Annotated in this window: 19 protein-coding genes; 12 read left to right on the top strand and 7 right to left on the bottom strand. The window is 36.4% G+C overall.

What is annotated here, in order from left to right:
• Positions 1 to 203 precede the first annotated feature (203 nt).
• Together typA and BUB91_RS10050 are read left to right on the top strand one after the other, a co-directional pair.
• Entirely contained in the window at positions 204 to 2000 is a 1797-nt protein-coding gene (typA, locus tag BUB91_RS10055) for a translational GTPase TypA (RefSeq protein ID WP_073099114.1), read from the top strand.
• A 115-nt stretch (positions 2001 to 2115) separates the two neighbouring features.
• Positions 2116 to 2568 carry a hypothetical protein gene (locus BUB91_RS10050; RefSeq protein WP_073099113.1) on the top strand — a complete coding sequence of 151 codons (453 nt, stop codon included), beginning with the start codon at positions 2116 to 2118 and terminating at the stop codon, positions 2566 to 2568.
• An 84-nt stretch (positions 2569 to 2652) separates the two neighbouring features.
• Here the strand turns inward: BUB91_RS10050 and BUB91_RS10045 are convergent, their stop codons facing one another.
• The 3 genes from BUB91_RS10045 to BUB91_RS10035 all read right to left on the bottom strand — a co-directional run bounded on the left by BUB91_RS10045 (position 2653) and on the right by BUB91_RS10035 (position 9186).
• Positions 2653 to 4500 (bottom strand): RagB/SusD family nutrient uptake outer membrane protein, encoded by a 1848-nt coding sequence (locus BUB91_RS10045; RefSeq protein ID WP_073099112.1) that lies wholly within the window; start codon positions 4498 to 4500, stop codon positions 2653 to 2655.
• Positions 4501 to 4519: 19 nt separating this feature from the next.
• A complete protein-coding gene (locus BUB91_RS10040; protein ID WP_241652598.1) occupies positions 4520 to 7885 on the bottom strand; it encodes a TonB-dependent receptor in 3366 nt (1121 codons plus the stop codon).
• Between the two features lie 149 nt (positions 7886 to 8034).
• Complete coding sequence (locus tag BUB91_RS10035) at positions 8035 to 9186, bottom strand: FecR family protein (RefSeq protein WP_073099111.1); 1152 nt, start codon at positions 9184 to 9186, stop codon at positions 8035 to 8037.
• Between the two features lie 134 nt (positions 9187 to 9320).
• On the opposite strand from BUB91_RS10035, the gene BUB91_RS10030 reads away from it, so the two are divergent.
• Genes BUB91_RS10030 through BUB91_RS10010 form a run of 5 tightly spaced genes read left to right on the top strand, consistent with a single transcriptional unit; the run spans position 9321 to position 14346 of the window.
• On the top strand, positions 9321 to 9899 hold the full coding sequence (locus tag BUB91_RS10030) for an RNA polymerase sigma factor (RefSeq protein WP_073099110.1): 579 nt from the start codon (positions 9321 to 9323) through the stop codon (positions 9897 to 9899).
• Between the two features lie 59 nt (positions 9900 to 9958).
• Positions 9959 to 10960 (top strand): GNAT family N-acetyltransferase, encoded by a 1002-nt coding sequence (locus BUB91_RS10025; protein WP_073099109.1) that lies wholly within the window; start codon positions 9959 to 9961, stop codon positions 10958 to 10960.
• Positions 10957 to 12057 (top strand): DegT/DnrJ/EryC1/StrS family aminotransferase, encoded by a 1101-nt coding sequence (locus BUB91_RS10020; RefSeq protein ID WP_073099108.1) that lies wholly within the window; start codon positions 10957 to 10959, stop codon positions 12055 to 12057. Before BUB91_RS10025 ends, BUB91_RS10020 begins: the two co-directional genes overlap by 4 nt.
• Positions 12050 to 13342: an O-antigen translocase gene (locus BUB91_RS10015; protein ID WP_073099107.1), complete on the top strand. Its 1293-nt coding sequence runs from the start codon at positions 12050 to 12052 to the stop codon at positions 13340 to 13342. The genes BUB91_RS10020 and BUB91_RS10015 overlap by 8 nt, the downstream gene beginning before the upstream one ends.
• A complete protein-coding gene (locus tag BUB91_RS10010; protein ID WP_164917854.1) occupies positions 13336 to 14346 on the top strand; it encodes an acyltransferase family protein in 1011 nt (336 codons plus the stop codon). The genes BUB91_RS10015 and BUB91_RS10010 overlap by 7 nt, the downstream gene beginning before the upstream one ends.
• On the opposite strand, the gene BUB91_RS10005 is transcribed toward BUB91_RS10010, so the two are convergent.
• Positions 14261 to 15466: a glycosyltransferase family protein gene (locus tag BUB91_RS10005; protein WP_073099105.1), complete on the bottom strand. Its 1206-nt coding sequence runs from the start codon at positions 15464 to 15466 to the stop codon at positions 14261 to 14263. The two genes, BUB91_RS10010 and BUB91_RS10005, sit on opposite strands and share 86 nt — an antisense overlap.
• A 125-nt stretch (positions 15467 to 15591) precedes the next feature.
• On the opposite strand from BUB91_RS10005, the gene BUB91_RS10000 reads away from it, so the two are divergent.
• On the top strand, positions 15592 to 16608 hold the full coding sequence (locus BUB91_RS10000; RefSeq protein ID WP_073099104.1) for a glycosyltransferase: 1017 nt from the start codon (positions 15592 to 15594) through the stop codon (positions 16606 to 16608).
• Positions 16595 to 16993: a sugar 3,4-ketoisomerase gene (locus tag BUB91_RS09995; RefSeq protein WP_073099103.1), complete on the top strand. Its 399-nt coding sequence runs from the start codon at positions 16595 to 16597 to the stop codon at positions 16991 to 16993. Before BUB91_RS10000 ends, BUB91_RS09995 begins: the two co-directional genes overlap by 14 nt.
• Here BUB91_RS09995 and BUB91_RS09990 read toward each other — a convergent pair.
• The 3 genes from BUB91_RS09990 to BUB91_RS09980 are packed head-to-tail and all read right to left on the bottom strand — an operon-like array spanning position 16980 to position 19487.
• Positions 16980 to 17909 carry a glycosyltransferase family 2 protein gene (locus BUB91_RS09990; protein ID WP_073099102.1) on the bottom strand — a complete coding sequence of 310 codons (930 nt, stop codon included), beginning with the start codon at positions 17907 to 17909 and terminating at the stop codon, positions 16980 to 16982. The two genes, BUB91_RS09995 and BUB91_RS09990, sit on opposite strands and share 14 nt — an antisense overlap.
• Positions 17902 to 18789, bottom strand: coding sequence for a glycosyltransferase (locus BUB91_RS09985; protein WP_073099101.1), 888 nt, complete (start codon positions 18787 to 18789; stop codon positions 17902 to 17904). The genes BUB91_RS09990 and BUB91_RS09985 overlap by 8 nt, the downstream gene beginning before the upstream one ends.
• 14 nt (positions 18790 to 18803) lie before the next feature.
• Positions 18804 to 19487 (bottom strand): cell division ATP-binding protein FtsE, encoded by a 684-nt coding sequence (locus BUB91_RS09980; RefSeq protein ID WP_073099100.1) that lies wholly within the window; start codon positions 19485 to 19487, stop codon positions 18804 to 18806.
• Positions 19488 to 19719: 232 nt separating this feature from the next.
• Between BUB91_RS09980 and BUB91_RS09975 the strand changes: the two genes are divergently transcribed.
• The 3 genes from BUB91_RS09975 to BUB91_RS09965 all read left to right on the top strand — a co-directional run bounded on the left by BUB91_RS09975 (position 19720) and on the right by BUB91_RS09965 (position 26271).
• On the top strand, positions 19720 to 22737 hold the full coding sequence (locus BUB91_RS09975; RefSeq protein ID WP_073099099.1) for a tetratricopeptide repeat protein: 3018 nt from the start codon (positions 19720 to 19722) through the stop codon (positions 22735 to 22737).
• A gap of 51 nt (positions 22738 to 22788) precedes the next feature.
• Positions 22789 to 24537, top strand: coding sequence for a TonB-dependent receptor (locus BUB91_RS09970; RefSeq protein WP_073099098.1), 1749 nt, complete (start codon positions 22789 to 22791; stop codon positions 24535 to 24537).
• 99 nt (positions 24538 to 24636) lie between these two features.
• On the top strand, positions 24637 to 26271 hold the full coding sequence (locus BUB91_RS09965; protein ID WP_073099097.1) for an amidohydrolase: 1635 nt from the start codon (positions 24637 to 24639) through the stop codon (positions 26269 to 26271).
• Positions 26272 to 26276 lie beyond the last annotated feature (5 nt).

Genomic DNA, 26276 nt, shown 5'->3' with positions numbered 1-26276 from the left:
TTTGAGCTTATGCGCTGAACCTGCAAATTCTTTGGATTTCAAATGCAAGAAGAATAAAAATTCATCAATATATTTAACTATTGATTATCAATTTATTAACTATAACGATAGGAGTGAAAATCTGCTTAAAACATAATATGGAATAAGGTGTCAATAAGTCATTAATTACCACTATATTTGCGCCCTTAAAATAAGGGCATCTTATGGAAATTAAAAACATTGCGATTATTGCGCACGTTGACCACGGTAAAACAACCCTAGTTGACAAAATTATGTACCACTGTCAGTTGTTTCGTGAAAACGAAAATACCGGCGATCTAATTCTTGATAATAACGACTTAGAGCGTGAACGTGGTATTACCATTACGTCTAAGAACGTTTCGGTTATGTACAAGGGTACAAAAATTAATATTATTGATACTCCTGGTCACGCCGATTTTGGTGGAGAAGTAGAACGTGTTTTAAACATGGCAGATGGTGTGTTACTTCTGGTAGATGCCTTTGAAGGACCTATGCCACAAACGCGTTTTGTACTTCAGAAAGCAATAGACTTAGGTCTTAAGCCTTGTGTGGTTATCAATAAAGTAGATAAAGAAAACTGTACTCCAGAAGAAGTTCACGAGAAGGTTTTTGACTTAATGTTTGAATTAGGTGCTGAAGAATGGCAACTTGATTTCCCGACAGTTTATGGTTCTGCTAAGAACAATTGGATGAGTGATCATTGGGAAAATGAGACTGAAAATATAGAACCACTTCTTGATATGGTTATGGAACATATTCCTGCTCCTAAAATCGAAGAAGGTACTGTGCAGATGTTGATCACTTCATTAGATTTCTCTTCATTTACGGGTCGTATCGCGATAGGTCGCTTACAACGTGGTACATTAAAAGAAGGAATGAATGTTTCTCTTGTAAAGCGTGACGGATCAGTTAAGAAAACTAAAATTAAAGAACTTCATACTTTTGAAGGTCTTGGACGTATAAAAGTGGAAGAAGTACTTGCCGGTGACATTTGTGCGCTAGTAGGTCTTGAAGGTTTTGAAATAGGTGATACTGTTGCAGATTTTGAAAACCCTGAAGCTTTAAAAACCATTGCTATAGATGAGCCTACGATGAGTATGCTTTTCACAATTAACGATTCTCCTTTCTTTGGTAAAGACGGTAAGTTTGTGACTTCACGTCATATTAAAGACCGTTTATTTAAAGAATTAGAGAAGAACCTTGCCTTGCGTGTTGAAGAAACTAACAGTGCAGATAAGTTTATGGTTTTTGGTCGCGGGGTGCTGCACCTTTCGGTTTTAATCGAGACGATGCGTCGTGAAGGCTACGAACTGCAAATTGGTCAGCCACAGGTAATCATTAAAGAAATTGATGGTGTGAAATGTGAGCCAATTGAAGAATTGACAATTGATCTACCGGAAAATGTTTCTGGTAAAGCTGTTGAGATGGTATCTATCAGAAAAGGAGAGATGTTGAGTATGGAAGCTAAAGGTGAGCGTATGGTTTGCCAGTTTTTGATTCCTTCTCGTGGTATCATAGGTTTACGTAACCAGTTGCTTACCGCTACTGCCGGTGAAGCTATTATGGCACACCGTTTCTTAGAATATCAACCACTTAAAGGAGAGATTCCTGGTCGTAACAACGGTTCATTGGTTTCTATGGAAAAAGGATCTGCAATCCCATATTCTATTGATAAACTTCAAGATCGTGGTAAATTCTTTGTTGATCCGGGTGAAGATATTTATGAAGGTCAGGTTATTGGTGAAAACAGCCGTCAGGATGATATGACGGTAAACATTACCAAAACCAAAAAACTTTCTAACGTACGTTCTTCTGGAGCAGATGATAAAGCTAAGATTGTACCAGCTATCAAATTCTCTTTAGAAGAAGCATTAGAATATATTCAAAAAGATGAGTACGTTGAAGTAACGCCTAACTTTTTACGTTTGCGTAAAGTGTTACTTACTGAAAATGAACGTAAGCGTAATAAATCTATCTAGATTTTAAGCGTTTATTGATATATAAGAAAGCACTTCCTGTAAAGGAGGTGCTTTTTTGTTCTTCAAAATCACGCAACTTTTTTATTATAAATGCATCTATAATCTAAATGTCAAAATGAAAAAAGTCTACCTTGTCTTAATTGTAATCGCTTCGCTATTTCAATCGTGTAAGAATGATGATTGTGGAGAATGTTTTACACCGCCTCAAGGTTTTATATTTGAACTAGTTAATACTGAAACTGGAGAGAATATTTTTACAAACGATACTTATGACCCTGAAGATATAGCGATTGTAAATACCATCAATGATACAGAAAGAGAGTTTCAATTTATTGCTGAAAACCAAATTGACTTAATCCAAATTTCTAAAGTGGGTTGGGAAACCGAAATCGTAAATCTTGAGGTCAAAGTAGGTGAGGACACGGTGTTTAATTTATATGTAAATGCTGAAAGAACAACTGATGATTGCTGCTCATTTACAAAATATAATGAAATAGAAATCCGTAATGCTGAATTTGAATTAGACAGCCAGACCGGAGTTTATAAAATTTTAGTTGATTTGAATTAAATGTTATTGAGGTTTATTCTGTTTTTCTAAGAAATACACCCCCAGACCTTAAAACTAGTAAGGGGGCATAAAACCTCATAAAACTTACCAGAATGGATTTTGTACCAAATCTGGATTGATATCTATTTCTGTCTGGTGAATAGGTACCCAATAATTCTTTTTAGAAAATTCACGTTCTTGATATACTTTCCTTGTAAAAAAGCAATCGGGGTTGCTATCATCATCACAAGGTTGAGAACCAAAGAAGTTCATTCCATAAAATTTTCCATCCAGTGTTTGTTCTCCTATTTTCCAACGGCGAATATCGTGGTATCTTAACCCCATCTCACAGTTGAGTTCAACACGTCTTTCTCTGTGTATAGCATCTCGCATATCATCCTGACTCATACCATTCGGTAAATCTGGAATTCCAGCGCGTTCTCTAATGAGGTTAACATATTTTAAAATGTCAGGATTACCCGGGTCACTTTCGTTAAGCGCTTCTGCATAATTTAAATAAGCCTCTCCCAGTCTGTAAAGAATTCCCGGGCGATAAGGATTAGTACCTGCTCTAGGGTCGTGATCTGGATGTACCTTTTTACGAGCCATATATCCATTTTGAGGTGCATCGTGAGTTGGGCCACCGTCCCATTCTTCAAGCATAAATCGCGTAGTACGGTTTTCTCTGCGATACCATGCCCGGTTATATAAAACCGAAATATAAAAACGAGGCTCACGATGCGTATACATATTATAAGTGTCTGGCAGCGTTACTTGACCTTCTTTTCCGTCTTGATTACCCTGAACTTCAATCCATTTTGTATTTCTAATTTCTGCTTCCTCAGAAAAACCTTTCTCTACATAACCAGAGTTAGGATCTTCAATTGGCAATCCGTTTTCCATAAAAAAAGCATCTACCAGCGATTGCGTAACTCCTAAACCTCCGTTACCGCCGGTACCTCTGGGTTGTGCATGTTTGTCATATTCCCAATGATTTACGTCAGGACGGGCAAAGAGTATTTCGGTATTACCATCAGTAGTCTTTCTAAACATCATATTTTGATAGGATAAAAAAGGATCTATTGAGCCATCATCGTTGTACTCATAATACAAGTCGTGACCAGCCTGATTTGCAGCATCAATAAGTTCTTTACACGCGATACTTGCCCTAACCCATTTTTCTGGGCTATATGTGCTATTAAAAAGAGGTTCTCCCAAACTGTTTGTATAGCCTGAGTAGTCTTGATTGCCATTAACTAATGGACTCGCAGCGAATAATAACATACGAGCTCTTACAGCAAGAGCCATTACAGAAGTTGCACGACCAAACTTAGAGCCATCTGTATATGTTGCAGGTAATTCTTCTGAAACTTGTTTCAACTCATTATCGATCCAAGAAACTAATTCATCAAAAGGCCTTCTTTCATTCAGTAAGTCTTCATCGGCTGTACGTATACCTTCATTAAAAGGAACCGGACCATATGCTTGAATTAGCAGGAAATTATAATAAGCGATCAGAAAACGGGCTTCATTTTTCATAATTACAACGTCTTCTTCTGTTACCTTTTGAGAAGGTAACGCCTGTACATTGTCAATAAATATATAAGCAGACCTGATTCTTTTAGGAAGTAAATCCCAGTAATTGCTATCCCAAGATGACGAAGGACTCCAGTTACCGGTTTGTTTGGAAATAACATTCCATCCAAATTGTTCCCAGCCGGTGGAAGGAGCTAAATCATCACCTAGCGCATCATAACCTATATCTTTTACCATTGCAAAATAAGGATCTGGGATGCTAGAATATAATCCCGCAAGCCAGTCTTCAGTTCTGGTTCTGTCATTAAAAACTTTATTAAGTGTAAGCTGATCTTCTGGTTCTTTATCCAGATAGTCTGAGCAAGACGTAACTGTCACTGTCAAGACAATGACAGTTATGTATTTAAAAATTTTCATATTCTATTATTTATCTTAATTAGAAACTTATATCTAAACCTAATGCTATAGACTCAATAGGAGGGTATCTGAATCCTGTAGAGGTGTCAATTTCCGGATCCCAGAGATCAAAAGAAGAAAACGTAAGAATATTATTTCCTCTTAAATACAGCCGTGCGTTATTACTGCTTATTTTTTCAGTTAGACTTTTTGGAAACGTATAACCAACCTCTGCATTCTTAAGGCGTAGCATGCTCATGTTTCTAAGCCACCATGTAGAAGCGGCAGCATTATTAGCATTAGTTTGATTAGATAAGCGAGGCCAGAAAACATCTTGTCTGGGGTTATCTGCCATCCAACGGTCATTAACATTAGAGTAAATATTCCCCAGAGCTCCGGCACCAGTACCGGGAATAAAGTATTGACCACCAATTATTCTGTAAGTTTTAGCATTTCCTTGAAAAAAAAGCCCCAAATCAAAACTTTTATACTGCATATTGAAACCAAAACCGTAAACGATTTCTGGCGTATAGGTTCCACCTATAGGAGTATTGTCTAGGTCATCAATTCTACCATCTCCATTAATATCTTTATATTTAATGTCTCCCGGTCTCACAGGACCAAAAGTATGATTGGGTATACCGTCATTAAGTATACCATTATCAATGTCGGTAAAGTCTTCATTAGTAAACAAACCATCATCTACAAGTCCAAAAATTTGACCTACAGATTGACCAGTAGAAGAACGGTTTGTACCTATCACTGCAACAGGTTCATCCTGTTCCAATATTTCGTTATGCGCATAGCTGAAATTCCCCCAGCCTCTTATCGAAAAATCATCAGAAAACCTTTTATTGATATCTAAAGAAACTTCAAATCCTTGGTTTTTTACTTTACCATAATTTGCCCACGGATTATTTATAAAACCTGAAGATCCTGGTACAGTACGTCTTTGCATAAAGATATCGCTACGTTGTTCCTTAAAGATATCTGCAGTAATGTTGATGCTTTCCCACAATCCTAAATTGACACCTATATTTGCTTTGGCTACTGTTTCCCAAGTTAAGTTAGGTACACCATAATCGCCTTCCCATCGACCTGCTCTTTGATAATCATTATTAACACCCCATGTGTAACCATTTGTGTCTCCAATGGTTGTTATATAAGGAAATCTACGACCTCCCAATTGATCATTACCAACAAGGCCATAAGAAGCTCTTAACTTAAGATTGGATATTGCTTTAATGTCTTTTATAAAATCTTCTTCAGAAACAATCCAACCAGCTGCTACTGAAGGGAAAAACCCATAACGCTTTCCTTTTGCAAAGTTTTCTGAACCGTTATAACCAAAATTGAATTCTGCTATGTATTTTCTTTTGTAAGAATAAGAGGTACGCCCTGCAAACCCTTGATTTCTGTAAGGTAGTCTGTCACCATTATCATAATTACGTTGATTGTACAAAAACAAACCATCTACTTGATGGTCACCTTTAAAATTGTGAGAATACTCTACTCTTCCTTCAAGATATACAGCTTTATTACCCCATTCAGAACCGGTTTCATAACCTAGAAAATCCTGACCATATCTGTAAATCGTTAAATCTAAAGAACCGTCATCTAGCCTTCCGGTTGAAGGGTTAAAATAATCAGGATCTTTTCTACGGGTAACACTATTTGCATTATAGCGATCAAATGAAAATTTGAAGGTTGTAGATAGCCCCTGAATTAGAAAATCTAGATCTTGCTCAACTGAAAACAGAGATTCAAGCTTACTGGCACTTTGACGCTCATAACCGGTTTGTGTTGCAAGAGCCCAGGGATTTGATCTTTCTGGCTGAACAGGTATTTCTCCTGAAGAATATTGAGTAGGATGCTGATAAGGAGGTGTTTCAAAAGCTAAATTGAATAAATCATCTACAGACTGGGGCGCTCTCCTCAAATCCTGAAGAAAACCTCCTATACTTACCCTAAATAGTGTAGTGGGCGTCATATTCAAATCAAGATTAGACCTTAGGTTATAACGATCTAGGTGAGGAGAAGAATCCCATTCTTGGTTTGGGTCTGTTTCAATAATACCATTTTCGCCATAATAAGAAGCAACAAATGCATAGCGTAAAAGCTCTGTACCTCCTGTTACAGTAAGGTTAAGCCGGTCGCTCGATGCATTGTTTTTTGTGATTTCATCGAGCCAGTTGACATCCGGATATAAATCTGGGTCTACTCCAGAGCGTATGTTATCAATTCGTTCTTGTGAGTAGGGTTCAGTAGTGCCTTCTTCCCGTGCAATAGAATTTAGTATTTCAAGATACTCTGCAGCGCCCACAAATTCTGGTAATTGAACAGGTTGTGTTAGACTGTGCTCGTAACGAGCATTAAAACTTGGCTTAGCAATTTTCCCTCGTTTTGTTGTTATTAATATTACACCGTTTGCACCACGCACTCCATAAACTGCACTAGCTGCAGCATCTTTAAGTATAGAAAATGTCGCTATTTCTGCAGGGTCTATGTTATTAAGCGATCGTTCTATACCATCTACTAATACAAGAGGAGCAGAATTACCGGCAAAAGAAGAAATCCCTCGAATCCAGAATTGAGAATTGTCATAACCCGTTTCTCCAGAACGTTGCACAGCGATTACACCGGCTAATCTCCCTGCAAGATTATTACTGAGAGACCGTGACGAGCTTGTTTGTAATTCTTCAGGTTCTACGGTAGCAACTGAACTAATTACGGAATACTTTTTTTGTTTTCCGTAGCCTACAACTACTAACTCATCAAGACTGGCAGCATTTTCTTCCAGTTTTACAGAAACACTTGTTTTGCCTTCAAGTGGAATTTCTTGAGTTGTAAATCCAATATAAGATACGATCAGAATTGCATTCGGGTCACTAACATTAAGCGTAAAACTCCCGTCAAATTCAGAAGTAGCTCCGGTTTTAGTCCCTTTTTCAATAATGTTTGCTCCTGGAAGTGGCTGGCCGGTAGGATCAAGTATTTTTCCTGATATTTTATACTGATTTTGTTTTTCTGATTGCAAATTATCAGATACAGCTTTTTTAAGTATAATCTGATTATTTAGAACTTCATAATCAATAGTAGAATTTCTAAACATTTTTTCAAGAACATGATTAATAGGTTTATCATTTACAAGTACAGTAACTTTTTGTTCAAGATTTACATCTTTTCTATTGAAGAGAAATTTATAATTTGATTTTGATTCAATAGCATGGATAACATCAATAACTGAAACCTGTTCAAGATCTAATGATATTTTATTTTGAGAATAAGAATTAGCCTGAACCTGAAAAATTGAAATTAAGGTAAGAAGTACAGCAGTAATGCTCATTTTTAAATTTAATAGATAAATAGAACGATTAGCACTCCATCTTTGTGAGTGTTTTTTCATAATTTGCTTGTAGTTAATAATGGTTTAAAATTTGTTTTAAATCAGAGTATAAAACCAGGGAATGTTGGCGCATTTTCTGGTTTTTTTTGATTTATAGAAGTTGGACCGCGTAGTTGTTGCTTCATGTTTTTAGTAATTTAAAGTTGATTTTAATAGATGATAATGTGATTTTTCTCGATACGATATTCAAAAGAATAACTTCTTTTAAAAGATTCTAAAACCTCTCTAATGGTTTCAATATCAAACGAAGCATCAAAGATTTCTTTTTCAAGTTCTTTGTTTTCTACTTCTATTTCTACATCGTATTTTCTTTCAAGCGCACGGCTTATTTCAGTAAATTTTGCATTTCTAAAAATTAATTTTCCTTCCATCCACGCGGTATATCTATACGGGTTTACGTTTTCAATTTTTATAGTATTATCTGTTTTATTCCAATTAGCTTTTTGATTAGGCTTTAGTAATACATCATCAGTTTTTTTAGAGTTGAAAAGATTCACCGAACCTTCAACCAGAACGGTGTGTACATCTTTGTTTTCAGCATAATTATTGACATTAAATTGGGTTCCCAAAACTTTAATTTTCATAGCATCAGCCTCCACAATAAAGGGGTGATTTTTGTCTTCAGCAACGTCAAAAAAAGCTTCACCCGAAAGGGTCACAGATCTAGGAATATCTTTTTTAAAAAATGTAGGATACCTTAATGTACTACCTGAATTGAGATAAATGCTTGTGCCATCTGCCAGAACGATATTAAATTTTTTACCATTAGGAATGCTTATGCTAACAGATGAGGGTTCTGAAACATGAGTGTCATTGAGGTAAACCAGTTTATCTCCCTTTTGATTACCTATAGGATTGCCTTGAGCATTTGTAATTACTTTTTGCTTTGCAGGAAGTAGTTTTATCATATCCCCCTCTTCGGTTTCAAGAATGACAAATTTTTCTTGAATAGTTTGCTCTGTATTATTTAGTAAGGGGAGTAAATATTGTGTAGCAGAGAAATAACCTCCTGTTATGAGAAAAACGACTAAAGCAGCATAGCTTAGAATACGTATTCTGGTGATTTTTTTTGCATTCTTTTTTTTGTTTTCAGAAATTTTAGAAAGAAGTTTATTTTTTAAAGGAGCAACTTCTTCGTTTTGAAGTACTGTTGAAACTTCAAAATGAAGTTTCACATATTCATCAAATGTCTTCTGATTTTTATCATCTTTTATCCATTCAGATAATATCTCTATATCGTTTTCGGAGGCTTGCCCAGTTAAGAATTTGATTAATGAATTTTCAATGCTATTTTGAGTCATTTATTATTGAGTTATATAGCTAAGACAAGTCTCATTTAGAAAACCCTAATATTTTCATAATATTTTTTTCATATATTTAATTTTTATCAAAATATATAAGCTTAATTCCAGCTTGATAAAACGTTTTATTAATAATGTGTGAACAAATCAACAATACTTGGATACTTGCCTTAAAACAAGGTGATAAAAATGCACACGCATTTTTAATTGAAAAATACAGTCCTTCACTTATGGGATATGTGTTTTCATTGACGAATGACAAAGCTTCGGCAAAAGACATTCTCCAAAATGTATTTATGAAAATCTGGGAAAAGCGGGAGCGTTTAGCTATAAATACTTCATTAAAAAGTTATTTATATAAAAGTGCTTATAACGAATTTATAAATCATTACAAGAAAGAGAACGCTATTATAAAACTTGAAAAAAAGTATCACGAAAGTTTAGAGAAAATTGCAAAGGATAGCGATGATGAAGGCTTAGAGAAAATTATGTCAGAGATATTTAATGAGATAGAAAAGCTTTCGCCCAAGTGTAAAGAGGTGTTTTTATTGAGCAGAAAAGACGGTCTTACTAATAAAGAAATAGCACAATATCTTAATATATCTGTAAAAACTGTAGAGGCTCAGATAAGTAAAGCATTTAAGATTTTACGCAAAAAGTTAGAGATTAAACTTTATATGATGCTCTTTCTATTAAAAGACTGCAAATTGTGATTTTGTAATAGGCATTATTTAAATGCTTATTTTATTACTTTCACATTAAAATATATTTTTTGTCTAAACTATCTATAAAAGCCTACACAACAGATTATAAATCCAGATGGGATCGTTTTGTGGCTTCACTTAACGGAATATATAAAGGTTCTAAGAATACTTCTTTTCTTTTTCATAGGGATTTTATGGAGTATCATCAAGACCGTTTTGAAGATCACAGCTTACTTATTTTTAAAGATGAAAAAGTAGTTGCTGTTTTGCCTGCAAACAAAGTGGGAGACACAGTGTATTCACATCAGGGATTAACTTATGGCGGCTTGGTTTTAGAAGCCGAAATACGACTAAAAGAAGTTTTAGAAATTTTTGAAGCGGTATTGAATTTTCTTTGGCAAAGCGGAATAAATATATTAGAAATTAAAGTCTTGCCTCAGTTTTATCAGGAGTTACCGGGAGACGAAATCGATTACCTTTTATTTTTGACCAAAGCTACACTTGTAAAAGCAGAGACTGCTTCGGTTATTGATTACCGCAATAGAATTCCACTGAATTCATCTAGAAAAAGCACGTTTAATCAAGCTCAGAAGGCAGGATTACAAATACAAAAGACAAAAGATTTTGAGCCATTCTGGAAACAGATTTTAGAACCCAATCTAGAAGCACGCCATCATGCGGAACCTACTCATTCATTAGAAGAAATCACGTTTCTGGCAGAGCGATTTAAATACAATATTCATCAATTTAATGTGCTTGATAAGAAAGGGAAAATATGTGCTGGAGCAACCATTTTTGAAACCCGCCCTGTAGCGCACGTTCAGTATATTTCTGCTAGTCCGCAAGGTCGTAAGCAAGGAGCTTTAGATTTACTATTTCGGTATTTAATTGAAGAAAAATACGTAGATAAATGGTATTTTGATTTCGGAACTTCTAATGAGCAAGCCGGTTTAAAACTCAATAACGGACTCCAATTCTGGAAAGAAACCTTTGGAGCGCGTACTCGTGTTCAGCGTACTTATCGCGTAAGTACAGAGAATGCACATTATCTAAAAGATGTTGTTTTATGATTCCGTTTTTAGATTTAAAAAAGCTCAATGCTCCTTATGAGGATGTTTTTAAAACTAAATTCTCAGAATTTCTAGCTAACGGAAATTATATTCTCGGCGATGCAGTAGTGGCTTTTGAGAGCCAATTTGCAAACTTTTGCGGTACAGATTACTGTATTGGCACGGGCAGCGGACTTGATGCGCTACGCCTCATTTTTGAAGCTTATAAAATACAAGGGAAACTCAAAAAGGGAGATTCAGTTTTGTTGGCTGCAAATTCTTATATCGCAACAGTATTGGCGGTTTTACACGCCGGGTTAAAACCGGTTTTTGTAGAGATTGAAAGCGCAATCTTCAATATAGATTTAGAATTGTTATCTAAGCCTGAAGCTTCGGTAAAAGCTATTTTAATCACCCATTTATATGGTCAACTGGGACCGATGAATGCTATTTTGGCTTATGCTAAAGAACACGACTTATTGGTTGTTGAAGATGCAAGTCAGGCGCACGGAGCAACATTGCAAGAGAAAAAAGCAGGCAGTTTTGGTGAAACGGCAGCATTCAGTTTTTATCCTACTAAAAATCTGGGAGCTTTGGGAGATGGGGGAGCGATTACCACTTCAGATGCTAACCTAGCGACAATACTAAAGAGCCTGAGGAACTACGGGAGAAGTGCCGCTCATACTAATGAATATGTGGGGTTTAATTCACGATTAGATGCCTTACAGGCCTTATTTTTAAGTGAAAAGCTGAAGAGTGTATCTGCTGAAAATCAAACCCGTCAGAATCTTGCTATACGTTATTTAGCCGAAATCAAAAATCCGTTGATCAAGCTTCCCTTTTGGCTTGGATCTGCAAATCACGTGTTTTATCTTTTTGTGATTCTGGTAAAAGATCGTGCTTCTTTTTTATCGTATTTAGACTTGAATGGAATTGGTTATTTATTGCATTATCCTGTACCGCCTTATCAACAGCAAGCTTTAAAATCATACGCATATCTAAGTTTCCCCATTACAGAGCATGTCGCCAATACCTGTGTGAGTATTCCGCTTAACCCTGTACTTTCTAAACTAGAAATTGACCGTATTATAAAAGTTTTAAATCAATACCATGCTTAGGTTTCTGCGACAGCTCATACAGCAGAATATCTTATTAAAAGTCAGCTCTGTAAATACCCTGCGTATTTCGGTTCGTATTGTTTGTGGTCTCGTTACCTCTAAGTTGATTGCTATTTATTTAGGGGCTTCAGGAATGGCAATTCTGGGAGACTTGCGCAACTTTTTAAATTCTGTTCAAAGCATTAGTCAATTAGGAATCAACAACGGTGTTGTTAAATATGCTGCCGAATATAAAGAAGAAGAATCAAAGCTAAACAATCTTGTTTCAACTTCTTTAAAAATAGGTTGTCTGGCTTCGGTAGTGCTAGGCTTGATCCTTTTTATAGCTGCTCCGCAGATAAATGATTTGGTTTTTAGTAGTACATATAATTTTACCAGCATTCTTCGGTTTGCTGCAGTGGTGTTACCAATTTTCACCTTGAATACATTGATTCTTAATGTTGTTAATGGAGTGGGAGATTATAAAAAAGTCATCTATATCAATATTGCTACAAACGTTTTAGGAGTGCTATTGTCTGTTTTTTTAATTATCAGAATGCAAATTTTTGGGGCATTGCTGAGTTTGGTATTAAGCGCCGTGGTAGGTTTGCTGGTTACAGCTGTTGCCTTATATAAAGAGCGTGGTTATTTAATCACAATTTTTTTATTGCCTGTAAAGTATTCCGTTTTGAAGAAGTTGGCATCGTATGGCGGCATGACTTTGTTTTCAGCCATAGTTTCTCCGTGGGTTTATATCAGTATCAGGCAACGCATTATCGTGGTCGATGGACTCGAAAAAGCAGGTTATTGGGATGCGATGCTGAGATTATCTGATTATTATTTGATGTTTGCTACAACTTTATTGACGCTTTATGTGTTGCCCAAACTTTCAGTAATACAGACTAAAAAAGAATTTAAAACGGAGGTTTTTAACTTTTATAAAACCATTTTACCGCTTTTTGGTTTGGGATTAATTCTTGTTTATGTTTTGAAAATATGGATTATAAAATTGGTTTATAATGCTGATTTTTTACAGATGAAAACCTTGTTTATTTGGCAATTAGCCGGGGATTTCTTTAGAGTAGCAAGCCTGGTTATAGCCTATCAGTTAATCGCAAAAAATAAATTAAGGGCGTTTATAATTACACAAATAATCTCCTTAAGTGTCATCTATTTTAGCAGTACACTCTTGGTTTCAAGATTTGGTTTTGTGGGTGCTTCCATGGGGCATTTGGTGAGTTATATTGCTTATTTTCTGATGCTATTGGTTATATTTCGAAAGTCTTTATTTGTAAAAACGTGCTAAAATCGCTGGCTTCTTTACGTTTTGTTTTTGCTTTTTTGGTGTTTTTACATCATATAAAGGTTCTGGAAGATGCCATTGGTCATGCCTTTTTTTATGCGTTGAGCGGCTTTATTCTTTCCTATGTTTATGCCGAAAGAATTACCAATAAAAAGATCAGCCTGAGTCGTTTTTTAAAGCTGCGGTTAAGCAGGTTGTATCCGTTATATTTCTTGACTTTACTGGCAGCTATACCCTTGACTTTAGAAGTATTTGCTGAAAATTCAACGCAATGGTGGATGAGCTTTTTAGCGGCTGTTTTTATGCTGCAAAGTTTTATACCTGATGCATCTTATTATTTTTCGTTTAACAGTGTGGCGTGGAGTATCTCAGATTTATTTTTCTTTTACTTCTTATTTCCGGTCTTGTTGCGATGTGCACTAAAGCTTTCTAAGACGTTTTTAGTTTTGTTTTTTATCGCTTCCAGTGGAGTGATTTTAGTCTTCATGATTACCACTCCAGAGTATTTAAAACACTGGTTTTTTTACATCAATCCGTTTCTAAGAATTTTTGATTTCGGCTTAGGGATTTTGCTTTATAAATTGCTTCGGAAAGATTCTTTTCAGGTTTATAAGTCGGTTTTCACCTATTACGAACTGGCGGCAATAGCGTTACTCATCTTGTTTTATGTGATTGCCGAATCCTTCCCAAAAGTGGTTCGGTATTCTGTTTATTATTGGTTGCCGATGACGCTATTTATTGGTGTATTTGCTCAACAAAAAGGAATTTTTTCCAGACTTTTATCTAATAAAGTCGCTTTGTTTTTAGGCGAACTCAGTTTTGGTTTTTACCTGTGGCATCAGCTTATTTTACGATATGCTCGCCGATTCGTAAATCACTATGAGGTCGTTTTCCCAGATTGGCAATTCAATACCTTGAGTTTTATAGTGATTCTATTGGTTTGCATGGTTTCGTATCAGTATTTTGAGCTTCCGCTGAAGCAGAAGATTCGTCGAGTTTGGCTTTAATCGTTTTCCAGGCTTCCATATAGTTGTTGGCGACAACTTTATAATCGTGATGTTTTTCGATAAAAAGTCGCGCAGCCTGACCAATTTCTTGAATACGATTCGGATTTAAAATAAGTTTTTCCAGATCTGCTGCAATTTTTTCAGCATTAGGAATGGTATGAATCGCAACGCTATTCGGTTTTAAATGATAGGTTTTACAAAACAATGCTCCGGCGCCGGTAAAGACCACTTTTCCCTGCGCCATAGCTTCTAATGCGTTATAACCCTGATCCAGCGCATAGGTTTGATCAAGAACGATATCAGCCTCATTATACGATTGTATATATTCAGCATATGGAATACTAGTAACAGAAATGACCTCAATTTTATCCTGATATTTCTGTTGAATAATTGCTAAGGCAGCATCAAAATAATCATTTCCTTTTTTGTAATAATTGGTGTGGTTTATTCCGTGAAAAATTACAATCCTAGAAGTCTCTTTTTTAGGTTTTAGATAAAAATTACTTAGGTCTACAGGATTAGGTATTAGTCCGTAATAGTCTTTAATTCCATTATAAACCGAATGATAATCCAGGTCAGAACTGATGATCAAATCTTTTTGTTGAAATACAAAATCGTGATAAACTTTGTGCTTTTGGGTCAGGTATTTGTCACTAAACGGAAAACCAATACCCGGGTGTTGAAGAATAGGGTGATGCGGCAGTTTGTCTATATTTTTGAGATAGATATAATCATCACCACAGGCCAATACAATCATTTTGGAAGTCAGGCTTCTCAGGCGTTTAAAAATTCTTTTTTCAAAAAAATAAGGCGTTTTTAATGGGTACTCATTAATAAGCTGAATCACATCATAATTTTTCTGATCCACCAACCAGTCCAAACATCTGTATCCTATTTCAAGAAAAGCAATGTCTACCCGAAAAATCTTAAAAATTACTTTTCGTAGAAAACGTAGCAAACTACTGCCTTCAATACGCTTTGCACTAAATTTTACATCTGCAGGAAATTTTTTAAACGCATCACCGGTACTGATGAGTGTAACCTGATGACCGGCCTGGATTAAGCCAGATTTTAAGCTGTTGTGCAAATTGCTGTATTCTCCTACGAGTAGAATTCTCATAAATTGCGTTACATTTAGCGTGATAAGATACATAATCTCTGAAATCAAAACCTCAAAATATCTGTATTCTCGTTGAGTCACTAGCCGGTGGTGGGGCAGAGCGATCTGCTGCTTTGCTAACCGAAATGCTTTCTGATAAAGGTTTTAATGTACATTTGGTGACGATAACGAACACAATAGGCTACAAGTTTAAAGCTCAGTTATTGAATCTGGGTTTGCACAAAAATGAACGCAACGATCTACTGAATAAAGCGAGACGCTTACAACTATTTAAAACATATTTAAAAGTTCAGGAGGTTGATATTGTTCTAGATTTTAGGATGCGAAAAAGTGCCTTAAAAGAACTTTTGATTCAGAAGTTCTTATACCGAAAAGTCAAAACGGTTTATATGGTGCGTAGTTCGCATTTGGATTATTATTTTCCTAAAACGTCGACGCTTACCAGAAAACTTTTTGAAACAAAACCGATTTGCGTGTTGACGGAAGGTATTAAATTGAGTATTGAAGATCGTTTCAAACTGAAAAACATTTCGGTAATTCCTAACGCTATAAACCTGAAGGATTATCAGGAAAGCTATGCGATACCAACTCACATTGAACGTAAGTATATTCTCGCTTCTGGACGTTTGATTCCGGGAGTGAAACAGGTAGACAAATTGATTGAAGCCTACGCAAAAAGCAAGTTGCCACAAGTGAATATTGACTTACGTATTCTGGGCCGAGGAGAAACACTTGATGCGCTCAAGGCTTTAGCTAAAAAAATGGGTTTGGAAAAGCAGGTTGTTTTTGAAGGTTTTGTAAAAGATCCCGAACCCTATGTCGCAAATGCACTTTATACGGTACTGTGCAGCAAGTTTGAAGGATTTCCTCGGGTTATTTTAGAAAGTTTGGCCTGCGGAACGCCGGTTGTAGCAACTGATTGTCCCACCGGTCCGGCAGAAATACTTGACGGCACTAATGGGATTTTAATTCCTCATAATGATTTTGAAGCCTTGACACAAGCGATGAATAAATTGGCTTTCGATGAGGAATTAAGAAATCAATTTAAAGTTTCAAGCCGCTCAGGTATTTGTAAATTTGATGCTCTTAAGATCGCTAACCAGTGGGAGCATTATTTGAATCAAGTTTATGAATCGTATTGAGCGTATAAAACTTTCTAAAATTCAAGACTGCAGAGGCAATCTTTCGGTATTGGAGAACGATATTTTGCCGTTTGCATTTAAGCGGGTTTATTACTTATACGATGTTCCAAGTGGTGCATCTCGCGGTGGTCACGCGCATATAGAGCAGAGCGAATTTTTAATTGCACTTTCCGGTAGTTTTGATGTGCTGATTAATACCGGTTTTGAAACTCAAATTTACACCCTCAACAAACCCGATGAAGGTTTGTTGATTCCTAATGGATATTGGCGCGAACTCGATAATTTTTCCAGTGGAGGGATTTGTTTGGTTTTGGCAAGCGATGTCTTTGAGGAGTCAGACTACATCAGAAACTTTGATGAATTTTTAGCGTTTAAAAAGTCGTAAAGCGAAAGCCTCTTCGCAATAAAAATAATTTTACTTTTCGGATTACAATCAAGACGAGTCTTGGAGAATTTAATAGAAAACGTTGTTTGTTATTGAGTACCGAAGGATCCAGTTTCTCTATAAGCTCTTTAAACAAATCCATTCTTCCCTCGGTTTTATAAAAAATGCACAAAAAGTACCGTTTAAACTGAATATACTTCCATAGCGATTGGTTTTCAGGATTAGCCCGAAGGATTGCACCAAATTTAGGAACTTGAAGTTCGCTCTTTTTTTGACTGCTTATTTGATGAGGTACATCTAAGCGATATAGACAAGTCGTCTTTGGATCATAAGCTAATTTGAATTTGAGGTTCGCTCGTATCAAAAAATCAACATCTTCTGAGTAAGTGATTGAATTTTTAAAGCCTTCTATAGCCAAGAAACCAGCTTTAGTGAAAGCCATGCAGCTGGGTATTATTAAAGGTTGATGTAGACTAGCCTTAAAGAAATCTGTGATGAGTTGCCTTTTTTTTAGATCAAGATTTAGTTTGGGTTTTATAGGATTTCTGCTGTGGTACAAATCTTCATAACCGGTGGCAAACAAATCGGCTTCAGGAAAAGTATTCGTAAGTTTTATAAGTGATTCTAAATGATCAAAAAGCCAGAGATCGTCTGCGTCTAGCAAGGCGATAAGATCAGCTTTAGAAGCTAAAACACCGGTGTTTCTGGTTTGAGATAAACCTTGATTTTCCTGATTGATAATGCGAATACGGGCATCTGAAAAACGTTGTAAAATATCCAAACTGTGATCTGTAGAACCATCATTTATAAGAATCAATTCAAAATCTGTAAAACTTTGCGCTAACACAGATTGAATGGTTTCTTGCAAATAGGCAGCTTTATTATAAACCGGGATTATGACACTAATCTTAGGCATCCTGCTTCAGTTTTAAGTAATAACAAAGACGGTACAGGTCAAATAAACACAGGTTGGGTTTAATACTACAGAGGTTTTTAACGATTTGTGATTCTTGCTTTTTAATGATTTTCACAACCTGTTTTTGAATGCCTATTTTTTTTAAGGTCGAAGCTAAATGTTGTAGTGGGCGGAAATCGTCAGGGAGTTTTTCGGCTTTTTCAAGGTTAACCATTGTTAGTAAACCTTCTTGTGTTTTTAACAAGTACTGAGCGTTAGTTTCCAGACCAAAATGAATAGTAGGATTGTCAATGTGTAAAACAGATACATTTCGTTTTTGAAGTGAATAGGAAAAGTAGATATCCAGTCCGTAAGCATTTTCTTCAGCAGGATTACAAGCTAGAAAAACTGATTTTTCAATCAATACATGCTGACTAATCAAGGATAAGTAAGGCTTTTTATTGCGGACAGCAGCAGATTTTGCTTCTCTGCTTTTTCCGTAGTAATAACGTAGAAATTGGGTTTTATCAGTTGGTTTTTCAGGATAAGCCACTCCTCCAAAAACAACCGAAGCTTTGCCTACATATTCAAGAATCACTTCTAGGAAATTTTCGCGTAGCGGCATTACATCTGCATCAAAAAACAACAAATTATTGTATTGTGCATTTTCTGCTAAAAACTGACGGGTAGCTGTTCTACCTTTATTTATAGTTAATGCGTGGTAGTAACAGTTTTGATTTTTAGTCAGTGCTTGATTTTCGGCTTTTGAAATTTCGTTAGTAGAAGCATCATCAGCTATTCTGATTTCATAATCAATATCCACAAATTCAAGCATCCCGCGAATTCGAGAAACCAATTCGGTTACCGAAGTGTTATAAACCGGTATGAGGATAGATAGCATATCCCTGAAGATATTTAAATCGTTTTTTGTACGACTTCAAAAATCTTATTTCCGTCGCATTTAAGGGTTTTTGAAGGATATTTGAGTAACAGCGCATAATCGTGGGTTGCCATAAGAATGGTGTTTCCGTTTTTATTGATCTCTTGTAAGACGCCCATTACTTCTACAGAAGTTTGCGGATCAAGATTTCCGGTAGGTTCATCGGCAAGAATCAACTCCGGGTCATTCAGAAGAGCACGGGCGATTGCAACCCGTTGCTGCTCACCACCTGAGAGTTGGTACGGATATTTAAATCCTTTGGTTTTCATTCCAACTTTATCGAGGACCTCATCAATTTTAGAATCCATTTCACTTTGATTCTTCCAACCGGTAGCTTTTAAGACAAACTTGAGATTCTCTTTTACAGTTCGGTCATTCAGTAGTTTAAAATCCTGAAAGACTACGCCTAATTTCCGTCTTAAAAAAGGTATATGTTTTTCTTTAAGCGTTTTCAGGTCATAATCTACAATGGTTCCTTGCCCTTGTTGTAGGGGTAAATCCCCATAAAGCGTTTTCATAAAACTACTTTTTCCACTTCCGGTTTTACCGATGAGGTATACAAATTCACCTTTGTTGATACTGAGGCTCACATCAGAAAGAATAAGGCTTTCGCGTTGAAAAATAGAAGCATTTTGAAGTTGCAATACCGGTGTAGACATAGAAAATGACTAAGAGTTGATAGATTTATCTAATGTCAAAAATACAATAAGTATTTCATTTGAAGAACTTCTCTAAGCTGTTGAAAACTCGTTTAAAATAAGCATTAAGAACTTATTTATAAGAAGGCCTCCCTATATATAATTATCCTAGTTTTGTAACGTTATTAACGGTAGTTGCTTTTAGAATTTAAGGTTCTAAATAGTGCTGCTTTTGCAACTTAACACGACATTTATGATTAAGAAATATGCCGTTCTGGCACTACTCATGCTGCTCACTTTGCCGGTTGTTACCGCGCAACAATCTGCAGCTTTCACAAACGAACTTGCCCAGTATAACAAGGCACTAACGCTGTATAACAGCAAACAGTATCTGGCAGCTCAGACTGTTTTTTCAGAAATAAAAGAGAAAACCACAGATCCTACTATAGAAGGTGATTGTGCGTATTATATCGCCAATGCAGCAGTACGTCTCAATCAGAGTGGAGCCGATGCCGCGATGCAAAAATTTGTAAAAGAATATCCTACCAGTACCAAACGCAACTCAGCTTATAAAGATGTGGCTGATTATTATTATGAGAACGGAAAGTATTCTGTTGCTAAACGCTGGTACGAGCAGGTAGATTTATCTCGTTTAAACTGGAATGAATTGGAGCGTTATAACTTCAATATGGGCTATGTGCACTTAAAAACTAAAAGTCCGCAAGAGGCAAAAGTATATTTCAGCCGGGTGCGTAATTCTGAAAAATATGGAGCTCAGGCTAAGTATTATGAAGGTTTTATGGCATACGAAAACGATGACTATGAAGAGGCAAGTCAGCTTTTTGAAGAAGTAGAAGCCGAAGAAGGAACCCGCGAAGACCTGAGTTATTTTAAAGCAGATCTCAATTTTAAGCAAGGGAACTTTCAGGAAGCTATAAAGCTTGCTAAAGAGCAATTGCCTACTGCAAACAGACTGGATCAATCTGAATTGAATAAGATTATTGGTGAAAGTTATTTTAACCTCGGTCAGTTTGATGAAGCGCTTCCATATTTAAAAGAATATCGTGGGAAACGCGGTAAATGGACGAATACCGATTATTACCAATTGGGTTATGCATATTACAAGCAAGGCGATTATGCTGCTGCAATTGGCGAATTCAATAAAATTATAGACGGAAAAAACAGCGTTGCTCAAAATGCATACTATCATCTTGCTGACGCATATCTCAAATCTGATAAAAAGCAAGAAGCATTGAATGCTTTTCGCAATGCGTATCAAATGGACTTTGAGCCGAAAATTAAAGAAGATAGTGGTCTTAATTATGCAAAGCTGAGTTATGAGATAGGTAATGCGTATGAGCCTGCACCGGTAGCAATCAGTAATTACTTAGACCAGTATCCTGATACGCCGGAGCGTCAGCAACTTCAAAACTTACTTATTGACTCTTATATCACTTCCAAGAATTATGAAGGGGCGATGGACCTTATTGAGAACAACCGCAATTTTGATGATAAAGTTGCTTATCAAAAAGTTGCTTTTTATCGTGGAATCGAATTATATAACGACGGGGATTTTCAGGGGGCAATCCTCAATTTTGAAAAATCCTTGAGTGAACCCCGCACCGCAGAATTTACAGCTCGAGCACTCTATTGGAAAGCAGAAAGTGAATACACCATAAACCGTATTGATGATGCACTGCTTACGTTTAAGCAGTTTGAGCAAAACAGTGCGGCGCGCTCCTTGTCAGAATATGATAATCTGGCGTATAACTTAGGTTACGCCTATTTTAAGAAGAAAAACTACAATCAGGCTACAAAATATTTCAGTCAGTATACAAAATCAGCTGCTGCAGATAATGTGAGAAAAATGGATGCGTATATGCGTTTAGGTGATAGTCACTTTATTGATAGTGAATACTGGCCGGCAATGGAAGCGTATAACGAAGCGATCGCAATGCCCGGTGGAAATAAGGATTACGCAACTTTTCAGAAATCTATAAGCTATGGTTTTGTAGATCGTAACGCTCAAAAGATAGAAGGTCTTAGCAATTTTGCTAATCAGTTTCCACAGTCTAGTTATCGGGATGATGCTTTGTATGAATTGGGGAATACCTATGTTGCTACCGGTGATAACGAACGCGGAATTCAAGCTTATGATCGTTTAGTTAGAGAAATTCCTAAAAGTAAATTTTCTGCTAAAGCACAGCTGAAAAAAGCGCTTATTTATGACAATACAAACCGAAGTGATCAGGCCTTAAATCTTTTTAAACGAGTTGCTCAGGACTATCCGGGAACTCCAGAAGGTGTTCAGGCGGTAGCTTCTGCTAAATTGATTTATATAGATAAGGGGCAGGTTGAAGAATACGGTCGCTGGGCAAATAGTCTCGATTATATTTCGGTAGAAGATGCAGAACTAGATGATGCTGCATTCTCTTCAGCAGAAAAACAATTGGTGGGCAGCAACAATCCTGAAGCGATTCAGAATTTTGAAAAATACCTGCGCGATTATCCTAATGGGCAACGGGCAATGGAAGCACATTTCTATTTGGGCCAACTTTATTTTGGTAAGAATGAATTTCCGAAGACCATTCCACATTATAAATATGTGATTGAAAAACAACGCAGCGAATTTACAGAACAAGCTTTAGCTCGTTTAGGTCAGGTATATCTTAGTGAACGTAATTATACAGATGCGGTGCCTGTATTGAAGCGTCTAGAAAATGAAGCAGACAGTGCACAGAATCTCATTTTTGCTCAAAGTAACTTGATGAAATCGTATTATGAACTTAAGCAGTACGAGAATGCGGTGAGTTATGCAGAGCAGGTGTTGAGCAATTCTAAAATAGATAATAAAGTAAAAAGTGACGCTCAGGTAATCATTGCGCGAAGTGCAATGCAAACTGGTAATGAGAGTAGAGCTGCAAGTGCTTATGCCGAAGTTTCAAAAATTGCAACCGGTGCATTGGCAGCTGAAGCCTTGTATTACGACGCTTATTTCAAGAACAAAAATGCTGACTATAAAGACTCTAATGTTTCGGTGCAAAAACTGGCTAAAGATTATAGCGGTTATAAAGAATATGGCGCAAAAGGTCTTGTGCTAATGGCAAAGAATTTTTATGAACTGAAAGATGCGTATCAGGCGACCTATATTTTAGATAACGTGATTTCAAACTTTAGTGATTATCCTGAAGTTGTAGCAGAAGCTCAACAAGAATTAGTACGTATTAAAGCAGCTGAAGCTAAAACGAATTCATCTTTAGAAGAAAACTAAAATTCAACAGAACGCTTTCAGTTGTTGAAACACCTAATTAGAAAATCAATTATGATTAAGAATATAAAATCAATTTTCACTACAGCTTTAATTTGGAGTGTAATAGGAATTGCACAAGCTCAGGATAAAGATAATTTGGGTACCGAGGTAGTAAATGTTGTAAAACCCTATACGCCAGAAATAGGTGACGCATTTAAAGTAAAAGCGACACCTAGTCTTAACGATTCGGTTAATACGGCTAAGAAAAAAGTGACCTATGGGATATTTTCTGTTCCTGTAGCTTCGACCTTTACGCCTGCTAAAGCTAAGGCCGCTCAGGTAGAAAAAGTAAAAAGAGTGAAGTTGTTCGATAATTATGTACGCTTAGGCTTTGGTACATACACAACAGCTTTAGCTGAATTTTACAGTAATTTTGAGATAGACCGCGATTCTAATTTCGGTATATATTTAAATCACAATTCGTCACAAGGAGAGATCGAAGATGTGGTTTTAGATAATCAGTTTTACGATACAGACCTTAATTTAAATTATTCTTCTCGCAATCGTGATTTCAACTGGCATACAGATTTAGATGTAGGTCATAAATTATTCAATTGGTATGGTGTAGATGAGGCAGTAGCTACTTCTCCTACCTTGATTGAATCAATAGATCCTGTTCATAGTTATTTTCAGGCCGGTTTGAGTGGAGGTATTGAGTTTAACGAAGGCTTTTTTGAAGGTGCTACGGCTCGAGTAGGATATTTTGGAGATTCTTATGAGTCTAGTGAAATTAGAGCTGTCGTAGCTCCGGAATTTATGATTCCAATTACAGATCAAAAAATTAGCTTAGACTTAAAATTAGATTACCTAAACGGAAGTTTTGATCGCAATTATGTGAATTCTACAGCAATAGAATACAGTCATTTAATAGTGAGCGCTAATCCTAGTTTGCAAATCTTAAAAGACGATTTGACCTTAGATTTAGGTATTACTGTTGCAACAGATTTAAACCCTAATGAAGAGGAAACAAACATCAATATCTATCCTAGTGTACGGGCTTCGTATAACGTAGTTGACGAATATTTCATTGCTTATGGTGGTCTAGAAGGGGGCTTGATGCAAAACAGCTATCAAGAGCTAGCTACCGAAAATCCGTTTATTTCACCTACAATAGATTCACTTTCTCCTACAGATCAGAAATACGATTTATACGCGGGTATTAAAGGTAAATTGAGCAGTGCTATGAGTTATAACTTACGCGCTAGTTATTTAGCTCAAGATAACAGGCTTTTATATCGAAATAACTTTAGATCTGTTTCTGAGACAACAGTTACAGGAGCAGAGAACTATCAGTATGGAAACTCATTTGGTGTGGTAAACGACAACTTAAAAACGCTATCGCTTTTTGGGGAATTAAATTTTGACGTAAACAGCAACTTGAAAATGCGTGTAAATGGAGAAGTATTTTCTTATGATACCAGTGTAGAAGAGGAAGCATGGAATTTACCTGATTTTAAAGCTTCATTTTTTGCAGATTATCAGATTGATGAACATTGGTTTGCTGGTGTGACGTTATTCTATGTTGGTGAGCGCAAAGATCAGGTAGATATAAAAACTAATTTTATTGCATCTAATCCGCAAACAGTTAATGTAGAGAACTTTTTTGATGCAAATGCTCATGCAGGGTATCGCCTAAACGATCAGTTGAGCTTTTTTGTACGGGTTAATAATGCATTGGGTAACAATTACCAGCGTTGGGTAAATTATCCGGTGCAAGGTATTCAAGGAATGGCAGGAGCTACCTATCGTTTTGATTGGTAATTTTTATAAAAATTGACATTGAAAACTCCCGAATTTCGGGAGTTTTTTTGTTTTACAGGTTGCTATCTTAATTTGTACATTCGTCAAAAATAATTTGTTATGCGTACTGTAATTTTTCTCCTTTTAGCTTTATCATTATTTGGCAGCTGCCAAAATCATACATCAGATAAAATAGCTGTTGATGCGATTTTTATAAATGGAACGGTTTATACGGTAGATAAAGAGTTTGCTAAAGCGGAAGCTTTTGCGGTTAAAGATGGCAAGTTTGTTGCCATTGGCCTTACCGATTCTATTCAGGCAAATTATCAGTCTGACCAAATTCATGATTTAAAAGGGAAAACAGTTTTACCAGGTCTGATTGATGCACATTGTCACTTTTTTAGATTTGGTCAAACGCTCCAAAATGTTGATTTAGTAGGTACTCAAAGTTACGATGAGGTTGTACAACGGGTAACCGGTTTCCAAACTGAAAATCCTTCTGAATTTATTTATGGTCGCGGTTGGGATCAAAACGACTGGGATTTAAAAGAGTTTCCTAACAAGAGTAAATTAGATTCGTTATTTCCAGATATTCCGGTGGTTTTACAGCGTATTGATGGGCACGCGCTACTAGTGAATCAAAAAGCATTAGCTCTTGCTAAGATAGACAACACTACACGTATCAAAGGCGGTGAAATTATCAAAGAAAACAATCAGATTACCGGTGTTCTTATTGACAACGCGATGGAGTTGGTAAATGCGATTATGCCAAAAATGACTCGGGAACAAGCTGTAGAAGCTTTACAGGATGCTCAGAAATATTGTTTTGATTACGGTTTAACAACAGTGAATGATGCCGGGTTAGACCGAAGCACGATTATGCTTATTGACAGTTTACAAAAAGCAGATGCGCTTGATATGCGTGTTTATGCAATGATTAGTAACAATACTGCAGATGTAGATTATTTTATAAAAAAAGGAATTTTAAAAACCGATAAGCTTAACGTACGTTCGGTTAAGGTTTATGGAGATGGCGCTCTGGGATCGAGAGGAGCAACTTTACGCGAACCGTATAGCGATAGACATAAACATTATGGAGCAATGGTTACTCCTGTAGATAGTATTTATAGTTTGGCTCAAAAACTAGCAAAAACCGATTTGCAGATGAATACCCACGCTATTGGAGATTCAGCCAATACTGTAGTGCTCAAAGCGTATGAAAAAGCATTAAAGGGCCAATCAGATCGCCGTTGGAAAGTGGAACATGCGCAGATAATTTCACCGGAAGATTTTGATTATTTTGATGATAATATTTTACCATCGGTACAGCCTACGCACGCTACCAGTGATATGTATTGGGCAAAAGAACGTCTGGGAGGACGCCGTATGAAAGGCGCTTATGCTTATAAAAAATTATTAGATGAAGCAGGTATCATCGCATTAGGAACAGATTTTCCGGTGGAGCAAGTGAGTCCGTTTTACACGTTTTATGCTTCAGTAGCCCGAAAGGATTTGATGCAATATCCCGAAAACGGTTTTCAGATGAAAGATGCATTATCTCGTGAGGAAACTTTACGGGGAATGACTATTTGGGCTGCTTATTCTAATTTTGAAGAAGCTGAAAAAGGAAGCATAGAGTCTGGTAAATTTGCAGACTTTATCATCATGGATCAAGATATTATGACCGTAGACGAGGATTCAATCCCTAATTTAAAAGTTAATCAAACTTGGTTAGGCGGTAAACAGGTAAAGTAGGTGAA

Source organism: Leeuwenhoekiella marinoflava DSM 3653 (assembly GCF_900129005.1).
Taxonomy (GTDB): Bacteria; Bacteroidota; Bacteroidia; order Flavobacteriales; family Flavobacteriaceae; genus Leeuwenhoekiella; species Leeuwenhoekiella marinoflava.
Note: the sequence above shows the minus strand (reverse complement) of the source record. Positions and strands in the feature narration are given on the sequence as shown.